This is a genomic window from Salmonella sp. SJTUF15591 (genome assembly GCF_043356435.1).
GTDB classification, from domain to species: Bacteria; Pseudomonadota; Gammaproteobacteria; order Enterobacterales; family Enterobacteriaceae; genus Salmonella; species Salmonella enterica.
Map to the genome: position 1 here is coordinate 159,952 of NZ_JBEUJO010000003.1, position 11,981 is coordinate 171,932.

General features: G+C 50.4%; 12 protein-coding genes and 1 tRNA gene. 2 read left to right on the top strand and 11 right to left on the bottom strand.

The features are described from left to right. Positions 1-15: 15 nt before the first annotated feature. The 6 genes from ABVM99_RS08225 to ABVM99_RS08250 form a co-directional block, all read right to left on the bottom strand. Positions 16-294: a hypothetical protein gene (locus ABVM99_RS08225; protein WP_032676634.1), complete on the bottom strand. Its 279-nt coding sequence runs from the start codon at positions 292-294 to the stop codon at positions 16-18. After that, positions 291-938 carry a hypothetical protein gene (locus ABVM99_RS08230; RefSeq protein WP_032676635.1) on the bottom strand — a complete coding sequence of 216 codons (648 nt, stop codon included), beginning with the start codon at positions 936-938 and terminating at the stop codon, positions 291-293. Before ABVM99_RS08230 ends, ABVM99_RS08225 begins: the two co-directional genes overlap by 4 nt. Positions 939-973: 35 nt before the next feature. Beyond that, a complete protein-coding gene (locus ABVM99_RS08235) occupies positions 974-1,519 on the bottom strand; it encodes a hypothetical protein (protein WP_058799366.1) in 546 nt (181 codons plus the stop codon). A gap of 57 nt (positions 1,520-1,576) precedes the next feature. Next, positions 1,577-2,773, bottom strand: coding sequence for a conjugal transfer protein TraF (locus ABVM99_RS08240; protein WP_233429979.1), 1,197 nt, complete (start codon positions 2,771-2,773; stop codon positions 1,577-1,579). Positions 2,774-2,881: 108 nt separating this feature from the next. After that, positions 2,882-3,898, bottom strand: coding sequence for a hypothetical protein (locus ABVM99_RS08245; protein ID WP_058799607.1), 1,017 nt, complete (start codon positions 3,896-3,898; stop codon positions 2,882-2,884). A 176-nt stretch (positions 3,899-4,074) separates the two neighbouring features. After that, on the bottom strand, positions 4,075-4,635 hold the full coding sequence (locus ABVM99_RS08250; protein ID WP_064372538.1) for a hypothetical protein: 561 nt from the start codon (positions 4,633-4,635) through the stop codon (positions 4,075-4,077). Between the two features lie 197 nt (positions 4,636-4,832). Here ABVM99_RS08250 and ABVM99_RS08255 point away from each other — a divergent pair, with 197 nt between their 5' ends. Next, positions 4,833-6,371 carry a TraI domain-containing protein gene (locus ABVM99_RS08255; RefSeq protein ID WP_058799606.1) on the top strand — a complete coding sequence of 513 codons (1,539 nt, stop codon included), beginning with the start codon at positions 4,833-4,835 and terminating at the stop codon, positions 6,369-6,371. Positions 6,372-6,411: 40 nt separating this feature from the next. Further along, positions 6,412-7,365: a site-specific integrase gene (locus ABVM99_RS08260; protein ID WP_032676642.1), complete on the top strand. Its 954-nt coding sequence runs from the start codon at positions 6,412-6,414 to the stop codon at positions 7,363-7,365. 276 nt (positions 7,366-7,641) lie between these two features. Here the strand turns inward: ABVM99_RS08260 and ABVM99_RS08265 are convergent. From ABVM99_RS08265 to dcuA, 5 genes are all read right to left on the bottom strand, one after another. Further along, positions 7,642-7,717 (bottom strand) — tRNA-Phe (locus ABVM99_RS08265). 115 nt (positions 7,718-7,832) lie between these two features. Continuing rightward, complete coding sequence (locus ABVM99_RS08270) at positions 7,833-8,408, bottom strand: transcriptional regulator (RefSeq protein ID WP_001188509.1); 576 nt, start codon at positions 8,406-8,408, stop codon at positions 7,833-7,835. A gap of 36 nt (positions 8,409-8,444) precedes the next feature. Further along, positions 8,445-10,148 (bottom strand): protein-disulfide reductase DsbD, encoded by a 1,704-nt coding sequence (locus ABVM99_RS08275; protein ID WP_001651309.1) that lies wholly within the window; start codon positions 10,146-10,148, stop codon positions 8,445-8,447. Then, on the bottom strand, positions 10,124-10,471 hold the full coding sequence (gene cutA, locus ABVM99_RS08280) for a divalent cation tolerance protein CutA (RefSeq protein WP_000887832.1): 348 nt from the start codon (positions 10,469-10,471) through the stop codon (positions 10,124-10,126). Before cutA ends, ABVM99_RS08275 begins: the two co-directional genes overlap by 25 nt. Before the next feature lie 120 nt (positions 10,472-10,591). Continuing rightward, positions 10,592-11,893, bottom strand: coding sequence for an anaerobic C4-dicarboxylate transporter DcuA (dcuA, locus tag ABVM99_RS08285; protein ID WP_000637595.1), 1,302 nt, complete (start codon positions 11,891-11,893; stop codon positions 10,592-10,594). Positions 11,894-11,981: the final 88 nt, after the last annotated feature.

Consider the following 11,981-nt stretch of genomic DNA (forward strand, 5'->3'; position numbering starts at 1 on the left):
TCTTGCTACTGGCCGTTATAGTAGTCTTATCTGAGTTGGCATTTCTCCGCGAACGAATTTAATGGTGAGCGGAGCATCAGTTCTGACCTGCAAAAGTGCTTTTACTTCCTCTTCAATTTCAGGCCAGTACAGGCCTGTTTTCTTATATGCAGGGAAAAAGAAAAACCTGATAACGGCAACGATCCTGTTCATCCAGTTTGCCTTCACGGACTTGTGGATGTCTTCAAACTCATCCAGTGTCATAGCGCCAATTTCCTTCCCGTTGGCTTCGACTACCCAGTACACATCTTTCATTCCGTCACCTCATCGTTCAGGCTTTTCCGTTTATCTACATCGTCTATTAAGGTGTTTGCCTGGAGATGACGAAGTGCGAACTCCAGTGAGGGAAACTCCATCGTTTCCTGACGTGACATAAAGCGATCTGTGGCGATGCCATATGTACCTGTTTCGATATTAAAAACGAAGCTGTGGCAGCAGTCCACCGCGGGGTAGTTATAAATCATTAATGATTTTTCTTTTCGCTCATCAGCAATAAGGTACGGCAGAACAAACTCCACCATCCGGATTGTTTGCTCCAGTTCTTCTTCAGACTTTGTTGTGAAACCGATCCCGTAAACTGACTGCCCGGTATAAATATTGCCGAAGGCAGTCAGACGCAGACCTGCGATCGTACCGACCCATTTATCACGGTATGCTCGCATGGTGGTTGAGGCATCCTCACTCATACTAAATATTCCATGCCAATTGGGAGCATCTCCCCAGCTCGCTATGACGAGTTCATCTCTCTGATTTTCCAGGTCTGCAAGGTGGTCTTCGGCTATTTCCAGATTTCGTTCTGCACGTCTGACTGAGCGCTCTCGCTTTGCAATAACCTCTGAGGCATCGCTAATTAGCTTTTCAATGGCTTTGATATTTTCACCAGTTGGTAAACTGGACATATCAGTCTCCTGCGGCCGTGGAGAAGGTGACTTGCTCATTGCCCGACCTCCCGACTAACCTTCGTACCGCGTGCGACTTCCGGAATTTGTTTCCACAGGCGCGCGGTCCATTCAGGTTTAAGATGCTCCGGATTGGAGGAACGATAAATTGCGGTCACGTTGCTGCGTTTAGCATCGCCTGTGACTTCTATTGTCAGACGATCATTAGCTGCCCAGTTCCGGCTCATGCGATAATAAGACCCAGGTTGGGCTGACCAACTGGCACCTTCTGAAATTGCCGATGCTGACCAGCCAGCATTTCCCTGACCATTGTTTCTTGCGGCTGAAACGTCTTCATCAGAAGGAAAACCATAATGCTGCTTCAGGCGTAGTGCAGCAGTATCTACGCCGACTGGCAGGCTGAATGCCTGGGCAATCTCATTACGTTCAGCCTGTTTTTCAGAAGGATGCTGCTCACCAGGTGATATCATCGTGCTGACATCTGACAGTTGCCGCTGAAACTGATTGAGCTGGTTCTGGCTACACCCAGCAAGAGCCATAAGTACAAAAGAGATACCTGAGCAAAGAATGAGTTTTTTCATAGTGTTCTCCTGAGGACTTCCAGGGCTGTCAGTAAACAGCCCCTTCATTTTGCTGGATCAGAAAGTGAATTGAAGTTGTGCAACCGCCCCGTAGGTACGATCAGTGCCTGCGATGCCCGTGATATCCAGGTGAACCACATCAAACGGAGAGAACCCCAGGCCGGCAGTGAAAGCATTGCCTTCTCCGGAAGCCATGTTCTGGCGGTAACCCGCGCGCACCTGCATCCAGTTCCAGGCATTAATCTCGGCACCCAGACTTGCAAACTGACGCTTATTATCACTGGTGAAACCACTCGCCTCAGTCAGGTCGACATCGAGCGCGGTTGTGATGAAGCTGTTGTGCCATGAGGCGCCGGCAGTGGCCTGCGGTTTAATCTTGAACGTTCCCTTTTCACCATTTACTTCTTTGGTATCGATTGAGCGGGGGATGATATTTTGTACGGCCAGACCAAGAGTCCAGTTGTCGTTCAGGTTTGTGGACAGACCGACGTCGGCGTTAAAACCGGTTTTGGTATTGCGGTACTCGCTGGAGTCAATGTCGTTTTTGTCAAAATTACTGACGGAAACGTTGTAGTTAAACAGGTCAACGCGCTGGTATTTTGGTGTGATACCAAAGGACCAGGCATGTCCTGCAGTTTCGAACTCATGCGCCATGGCCACGCCGACATCGGTGATCACAGCTGCACGGCCATAGGCTCTTGACGTAAGTGAGTCAGTATCTACTGCAGAAGGGGGGATTGTGCCATCGGCGACCTTGTCGAGGTATTCCAGGTCGTGATCGCTGACTTTACCATCGACAGAGACAGTACCCCATGATTTCACCACAACGGCGAACGGTAGTGTCTGGTTCGGCACAGTTGCAATAACTGAAGCCCCGACCTGGCCGTTCGCATGTGTGTTTTTCAAATCCTGAAGCTTACTTTTGAGTGCCGCTGCGCTTTCGCTGACACCGGACTGATTAGCGACGGAGCTGTCGAAACGATCCCAGAGGTCCTTAACATCATCCGCTTTATCCACGGTTTTATCCGGGTCAGAGACCTGGGCGCCCACCGATGGCAGCACCAGGCTGAAATCATCGGTTGGTCCGGACGTAGTTAACAGGGCAGGGTTAGACAGAGCCGCAGTGCCGTAGTGTGCAGATGCCACGCCGGTGCCACCCATAGCATCACCGCGTGCTTCCATCCAGTTCGTCGCAGCATTAACCGACGGCACAGCGGTAACCAGAAGAGCAAGGGAAACGCAGCGTGTAATCATTGAAATTGAAGCTTTCATCATTTATATCCTTTGTCGTTTATGGTGTTTAAGGCAAAAAAATCCCCTGGCGCTGGCGCACCAATAAAACAATGTGTCTGACTAGTTATTTCACTTAATATTGGGGGCTGTTATTTGGCTAACAAATTTACTCCATTCTGGTGTTATAAATTCCTCAGGGAAAAGAAAAGGTTCTCTTTCCTCTTCGGTCCAAATATTTTGAGAAAACTTACCTGACTCTGTTCGTTGAAGTTTCTGAATCTCCCGCAGTGCAGCGGCCGGAAGTATCTTTCCTTCTCTCAGCGCATGCAGTAAATAACCGGATGCATAAAATGTGTCAAAACTGTTGAGAATATGCGCCCTGAAGAGAATGTTGCTCATGCTCAGGAATGAATTAAGTTGTGTTTTATAAGCACCTGAAGATGGACAATGTCCGATACATTCAACTACACGAATTGTTGTGTTATTAACGATTTTATAGCGCCGAATAAAAATGAAAACATGTCCGGATTCGTTTTTGATATCTCCTGATGTGTATTGATTCTCTTTGACGAGGAATATGTCAGGACGGGTCAGGTTGTCGTCAGATGTATATTCCTGAATTCTTTTTTTAATTATCATGGCAACCTGCATCCATTCGCTGAAAGCGGTCAGGTACACTGGCCGGGGATCACTTCCTTCCAGCCATCTGGTACTTACACAGAACCAGTCAGATAGCTGTTTCAGCAAAGGTGCAGTTAAGTAATCCATCGTTCTTTCACGGCTTTCCAGAACGCTCAGACCGATATTCCAGTCCGAGAGCAGACGAGCCACGTCCAGTACTGACAGGCGGTGCTCATCCATCAGCAGCCAGAACCGTTCGTGGATATGTGTGATCACAGCCTGTCGGGGGATAAGCGTCTCGCGCATGATACCCTCGACGAGAATATTGACCAGTTCAGCTGATGAAATACCCAGGCGTCCTGATACCAGTGTGACGAAATCCCTGACAGCTGGTTTAAAACGTATTGCAATAGGGCTGCCAGACGTTTTCTTTCCGTCCGAAAGCTGGGCTACCAGCTGCTGCATATTTTCATCCCGTTCAGTGATGATACTGGCAAGGATGGAGGTGATGTTCAGACGGTTCATATAATTTCCCGGTGTTGGCTAATACATTAATTCGACTTAAGTTATTAATTATTGTATCCACTGTGGATACGTTACCGCGCACCAGAGTGGATGTATAACGATGAAAATCGATCGTTCAGATCGACTACATTGATGTAGCCAGTGTGACAACAGGTGAAAAATCAAAACAGGGGAAATTATTTTTTCGGATTGAAAGTTTTTCGTATGACAAGAACGGGCCATAACGCTCTGGACGGTACACGCCAGCGCCACTGTGCAAGAAGAATTTCCAGTTGCATAACTGCACGAGCAGCGGGTGTGAAGGGGACATGTATGACATGGCTTCGGTAATGTCCGGCCTGAATCTGAAGATGCCTTCTGATACGTTTAATTCGATAAGAGGTCAGGAGATGGGAGGCAATCACGATGGTGTTTTCTTTACCACTGAGAGCGACCTCTATACTGGTTAGCACTCCATTCCAGAACCAGACCACACGTTCGGATGAAATACTGACGGTTGGCTGGCCTGGCGACAGATGCACGAATATCCTTGAGCTGCGCTTATGGTAGCTCAGGATGCAGGGCTGGTTGATGAGTCTGCGCTGCATCCAGTTCACCACTCTCAGAGAAAAAGGGGATAGCAAAACAAGCCCCCAGAGATACACCATCCCATCCTGATACCCCGTAATCAGAGCGATGAGCCCGTAACTCGCAAGACCCCAGCAGAGGATAATTCCAGAGACCACTAATCTTTGCATTCCTGTCGCTTCCCTCAGATTTCTGATGGCGCTTAAGGAAGCATGCTGATTAATTATCTTCATCTGAAAACTGTGAACCGGCCTTTAAGGATTAATGCAAGTTCGTTTTGTTTAATCAGGAACTAAGGCTTTTGACTTGCAAAATACAACCGTCTCCATAGCGTAGCGTCAATTCGGAATCTGGTTATGGGGTGGTTATGCGTGGACTGAAATGGTTAACAGGCCTTGGGCTGGCAGTCGGAACGGAACACTCACTAAGGCCATCCGTGCAGCCGGCACAAGCGGGAGGGTTCAGGAACGTACGGTCCGGTCAGTTGTTACTGGGAACTGCGGAGCGACAGAAGATCGTCCGGATGTTGCGGGAAAATTGCCCACTGTCACAGTCAGCCTTTGACGAATTCTGGCTAAAACCCTTAGAGCAAATGGCTGCTCGGGTTCAGGAAGTACCGGCAGCCTGGGCGGGGCCGTTCTCCACACCAGGGAGCTTTACTGACCTCAGTTTATCCGTGGCCGCAAGTGCCGTGAGGCTGGTACGCGGTATGATGTTACCTCCGGGAGCGACGCCTGAGGAGCAGGCAGAGCAGGGGCCTGCCTGGATATGCGCAGTGTTCTGGGCTGGGCTTTTTCATCATCTTGACTGGTTGTCGCAGATTGAAGGGAGCCTGGCGAACGGAAAAGCCTGGTGTCCGGGGATGGAAATACCCGGTGCAAACTGGCGGGTGCGTCCCCGGCAGGGGAGAACGGCTTCAATGAACGGCATGTACATTGCCAGTAAACTCATCCCGGATGCTGCGGCTATCTGGCTTCAACGCTGGCCGGCGATTTCAGGTGCGCTATTTTTGTATCTCAGCGGACAAAAAGCTCAGTCTGGAATTCTCAACAGCATCATCAGCGATGCGCTTGCCAGCGTTGCCAATAAATCAGGAACCGTTTCTGGTACAGCAAGCCCCTCTGAAAGCGATAAGGTGATCACCACAGGGGAGGAAGGGGAGGAAGAATCCAGAACAAACAATATCCCAAATTTAATAGACGACGATATGCATCAAACGTCCAGTCACAAAAATATAACACCGGTTTCAGAGCCAATTAACAATGCTTCAATAGGTTACGATACTAACCAGACAGGTGATTATGCTGCTAAGGATGTTACCGGTCAGGTTACGTTGCTTTCGGCATTTGATAATCATGATACACAGTCATCCGATGAACGAACAGGTGATGAAGCTGTCCCGGATGAGTCGGTATCAACCGCAGAACTTCTTAGCGTGCTTGACCAGATGTCGGGCTCTGGTGCTCCTGTTGTTGAAGCGAAGGTTGAAACTACTTCTTCTGAAGAGCCTTCGCTGGTCGGGATGGAATCTGGCACTCCAGGAGAAAAGTTTCTGGACTGGCTGAAATCCTCAATCCTTGACGGTACGGTTAGTGTCAATGAGGGCGAGAGTTTTGCACATATTCTGGCTCAGTTTGTATTCATTGTTTCACCTGAATGTTTTTTTAAATATTTATCGCTGAATACAAACGAGTCACTGGATAAATCAGAGTTACAAAAAAGCTTTGAAGCTCTGAACGTTCATTATTCACGAAATGGTAAAGGCCTCTGGCATTACCATAAATACGATACGCCGGACAAAAGCGGTCGTTACACCAAAATGTCAGGATACATGCTGAGCGCTGACATTATTTACAGAAAAGGAACCTGTCCACCGGACAGCGTATGGCTTGCACGAAGAAATTAATACTATTGTTTAAGTCAGAATAACAATATACGAGGTGAATATGAACAATGCATTTGAAGAAGTGCTGGATGATTATTTTTTCAGTAAATCTTTGCGCCCGGCTACGGAGTGGAGCTACAGGAAGGTAGTCAGATCATTCATTTCCTTTAGCGGGAAAGGTATTTCACCTGAGCAGGTTGATAAAACGCTGGTTTTAACGTGGCGCCGAAAAATTATCCATGAGGAAGGGCTGAGCAGAACGACATGGAATAATAAAGTGACTCATATGCGCGCTATATTTAATCACGCCATCGTTAATGGGCTTGTAACGATGAGGGAAAACCCTTTCAACGGCGTAATTACCCGACCTGATGTCAAACGCAAAAAAACACTGACTGATGTGCAGATGAATAAAATTTATCTGCACATGCTGGCAAGGGAAGAGGATGAACGGACTGGTATGATGGAGTTAAGAAAAAGCGCCTTACGGCCAGCATGGTTCTGGCTAACGGTACTGGATGCATTGCGGAGGACAGGAATGCGCCAGAACCAGCTGCTGCACATTCGCCTGGAGGATGTAAATTTTGAGCACCGCTGGATTAATCTCCGGCCTGAGGGTTCCAAGAACCATAAGGAACACAGGGTTCCGATTACTGAAAACCTCCGCCCCAGACTTGAAAGGCTCTATAACCTTTCCCTTGAACGTGGCGCGAAGATGCAGGACCAGTTGTTTAATCTATCTCGCTTTGATGGCCGGAAGAATGAAATCAGCAGCAACATGGATTATCCGCCGTTGCGTGCGTTTTTCAGACGACTTTCACGAGAATGCGGTTTTACAGTCAGTCCGCACAGGTTCCGACACACCATCGCGACTAACCTGATGCGTTTGCCGGATCGTAACCTGAAGATGGCACAGGACCTGCTGGGGCATTCAACACCGGCGGTCACGCTGGAGTATGTTGAAAGTGACCTGGATAAGGTCCGGGACATGCTGGAGGAGCTGGATGCGGCATAAGACTAATCTTAAGTTAAATCTAAGTTGATGAAATTAAAAATGGAAAAAAAAGGGATGTTTGCTTTACAAAAGATTGACACAGGGAAGATCTGAGGGTAAATACGTTCGTGAAGTAAATTGTGGACGTGAGAAATCCAGAGGATGGTTGGAACATCCTCTGGATTTAAGTCCCGTGTTCAACTGATGCGGTAACACAACTACCATCATCATGCCGTCTGGGGACTACTGTCTTGCCCGTTAAGGATCTCATCTCTTAACGAACAGGCTCTGAAGAAGTGGTGCCCGGACTCGGAATCGAACCAAGGACACGGGGATTTTCAATCCCCTGCTCTACCGACTGAGCTATCCGGGCAACGGGGCGCATTAAACCGTAAAGGGGCGCGGCCGTCAACGGCTTTACACGAAAAAAGTGATAAAAGCGCGCTGACTGCCTGCTTTTCAGGCAAAATGCATAAAATCAGTACCCGTCAGGTGAGCGCGCCACCCTGACGGCACTGTGCAAAACGCAGAATATCTTCCGCCAACCGCTGAGCGGTATCTACATCAGCCTGACTGCGGTTGACCAGCATTCGGCTGAGACAACCTTCCAGCACCAGTTCCATCTGCCTTGCAACCATCGCCGGATCGTCAATTTCCAGCGTGGTCAGTAGCTCATGAGTAAAATCATGTGCCGCGCGTTTTTGTTGATTGGCCAGTTGGTGAATAGGATGGGTTGGGTCGGGATAAAACGTACAGGCGGCAATGAACAAGCAACCAGGATAACGATTATTACTGACACATTCCGAAAGCGCGCTGTAGCGTGCCAGTAGCTTTTGTTCAGCAGAAAGCGTCTCATCAAGAAGAAGCTGGCGTCGCCAGATATCTACCTGCTGACTCAGATAACGTAGCGCGTCATATAAAATGGCTTCTTTATCTGGCCAGAAACGCTGTAATGTGTCGAGTGGGCGATTTACGCGCTCCGCCACCATTTCCAGCGTAGTATCGGCTATCCCTTGCGTCTCCAGTAATTTCAGGGCTTCTCCCAGAATATCTTCACGTTGCACGGTATTCTCCTCCGTCTTTGCTTTTGCAAGTGTCGCTCACGGTTGGCGATCGTGCAAATGCGCGCTAAAGGTGGCGGCGTCCATAAAGCCGGTGACTCGCGCTTGCGGCTGTTCCTGGCCTTGGGCATCAAAGAACAGAATGGTGGGCAGCCCGAGGACTTGCAGATGCTTTAACAGCGCGACATCCTGCGCATTGTTAGCGGTGACGTTAGCCTGCAAGAGCACCGTGTCGCCGAGCGCCTGCTGGACCTGCGGATCGCTGAAGGTATACTTTTCAAACTCTTTACAGGCCACGCACCAGTCGGCGTAGAAATCCAGCATAACGGGTTTGCCTTTGGCCTGCGCCAGCGCCTGATTGAGTTCGTCCACGGTAGAAATAGCCGTGAAATTGAGGTGCGCTGGAGCTTGCGCGGATGGCGATCCGAACGCCCAATCCTGTAGAGGCCGCACGCTAATGAGCGCTGCCGCCAGCAGGATAATCTGTACGATACGCATCCACGCTCGTCTGGCCTGAAGGCTGGTGATAAAGGCCCAACCAAAGAAAGCGACGCCCAGCAGCGACCACAGACGTAAACCCCAAGCCTCGCCAATAATCCGCTCCAGTAAAAAGACCGGTAACGCGAGGATCACGAAACCAAAAGCGGTTTTGACATGCGCCATCCACGGGCCGCTTTTCGGTAGCAGACGGTTGCCAAACACGGTGACCAGCATTAGCGGCAGACCCATACCTAATGCATACAAATACAGCGTACCGCCGCCCAGCCACATGTTGCCGCTCTGAGCGATATAAAGCAGGATCGCGCTTAATGGCGCTGTGGTACAGGGCGAGCAAATTAATCCGGCAATCGCCCCCATAACAAAAACACCGCCGGGCGAGCCGCCTTGCTGACGATTACTCATTAATGTCAGCCGGGTTTGCAGTGAGGAGGGGAGCTGTAGTGTGAACAGGCCAAACATCGACAACGCAAGCAGGGTGAACACGATGGCAAGGCCGATTAACACATAAGGGTGCTGCAGCGCCGCCTGAAACTGTAATCCCGCCGCGGCGACGACCAGACCCAGTGCGGTATAGGTCAGCGCCATCCCTTGTACATAGATAAAGGCCAGCAGCAGTGCGCGCCCCGTCGACAAACGTTGCCTTCCCCCCAGGACAATACCGGAAATCAGCGGATACATGGGTAAAACGCAGGGCGTAAAGGCGATGCCTATGCCGATCAGCAGCGCCCAGAGCGCGGAAAAAGGTAGCTGGGCGGCGGGTTTTGACGTCTCACTCGTCTGGGTGACAGCAGGCGTCGGCGTGGCGTCTATTGCCGCGGCGACTTCACTTAGCGGCACCGTTTTCGTTTCCGGCGGATAACAGAATCCCGCATCGGCGCACCCCTGGTACGTTACCGTTAATGTCGCGCCAGCCGCCGCCTGGTTAACCGTTACTGGAACGTTTAGCCGCTTACGGTAGATTTCGCTTTTTCCGTAGAACTCATCTTCATGCCAGACGCCTGCCGGGAGTTGGACTGCGGCGATATCCGCTTTCGTCGGCGTGATACTGATTTGTTTACGGTAAAGGTAGTAACCCTCTTTTACCTGCCAGGAGAGGGTAAGATCGTGTTGATTTTGCTGAAAATCAAAAACAAACGCCCGGTCGGCAGGGACGAACTGCGAGCGACCCGGCGCGTCGAATAATCCAGCGAAGGCGGATGTGCTGCACAGCAGCAGGATCAGCGTAAAGATGCGTTGAGCCATGAGAGGTAATCAGTATCTCCGTGAGTAACAGGTAAAACCAGAAGTTCAGGCGTTTGATACGGGTGATGAGACTTCAGGCAGTCGATAAGCGCTTGCTGATGTGAAACGGTGGTTTTTAAGATCATTTGAACTTCATACTCCTGCTCCAGTTTGCCTTCCCAGTAGTACAGCGATGTCGCGCCGGGGAGGAGGGTGGCGCAGGCGGCCAGTTTTTCCGCCAGCACTTTGGCGGCCAGATCCTGGGCGGTAGCTTCATCCGGGGCGGTACAAAGCACCACAACGGCCTCGGGGATGGAAATATCCTGACTCTTAACATCAAGCATAAACACCTCGAAAGAACAAAAAGACCCGCAAGTGAACGGTCACTATACAACGGACGAGGGCAGGATGTTAGTCAAAGGGCGGGAGAATGCGGGGCGTGATACGCCCCGCGGGTGAAACACTTACAGCATAAAGCTGCCCAGCAGGAAGCCGAAGCAGACAGCCAGAACGACGCCCAGGGTGCCTGGGATGAAGAACGGGTGGTTAAAGACGAATTTACCGATACGGGTTGTACCGGTGTCATCCATCTGTACCGCCGCAACCAGAGTCGGGTAGGTCGGCAAAATGAACAGGCCGGAAACGGCGGCGAAGGAAGCGACTGCCGTCAGCGGAGAGACGTTCAGCGCCAGCGCCATCGGCATCAGCGCTTTCGCCGTTGCCGCCTGAGAGTAGAGCAGCGCGGAAGCAAAGAAGAAGATGACGGCCAGCAGCCACGGATGGCCCTGGATGACGCTACCCGCAGTGTCTTTGATCCAGTCGATGTTAGCGGATACGAAGGTATCGCCCAGCCACGCCACGCCCAGAATACAGATACAGGCGCTCATCCCTGCTTTAAAGGTACTGGAGTTGAGGATGGCGTCAGTTTCCACTTTACACAGGATGGTGGTCAGCGTTGCGACGCTCAACATGATGATCAAAATAGCGTTGGTGGTGTTCATCAGCGGTTTCTCAACCAGGCCGAGGCTCGGACTGTTGACAATCGCATAAACAACCACGCAGATAACGCCCAGCAGGAACAGCCAGACGGAATTTTTTGCCATCGGTTTGATTTCAATCTGCTTTTCACCACGCAGTTCAATCAGCCCTTCTTCCAGACGCTTGCGGTAAATCGGGTCGTCCGACAGTTTGGAGTTGAACAGCATCGTGACCAGGAAGGACATCACCAGCACCGCCAGCAGCGTAGAGGGGATAACCACGGACAGCAGGTGAATGTAGCTAATGCCATGACCTTCCATAACAGAAGACATATACACCACGGCCGCAGAAATCGGCGAGGCGGTAATCGCAATCTGCGCGGATACCACGGCGGTCGAGAGCGGACGGCAAGGTTTGATTCCCTGCTCCTTCGCGACTTCGGCAATAACCGGCAGCGTTGCCAGGGAAATGTTCCCGGTACCAGCAAAAATAGTCAGGAAATAGGTCACAATCGGTGCGAGGATAGTGATGTATTTCGGGTTCTTACGCAGCAGTTTTTCCGTCTGGTTTACCAAATAATCCAGACCGCCCGCGACCTGCATAGCAGAGATCGCGGCGATAACCGCCATGATGATGGAAATGACATCGAATGGAATTGTCCCTGGCTTCACGCCGATGGCGGCAAGTACCAGAACACCCAGCCCACCTGCGAATCCAATACCGATGCCCCCAAGTCTGGCGCCCAAAAAGATTGCCAGCAAAACAATGATAAGTTCGACAACTATCATATTAGCCTTCCTTGTTGTTTAACAAGTTGATATTAAATTGTTGTTATTTGGTAACTTCTTGTAAGAAAAAAGGCACGTCATCGTGACG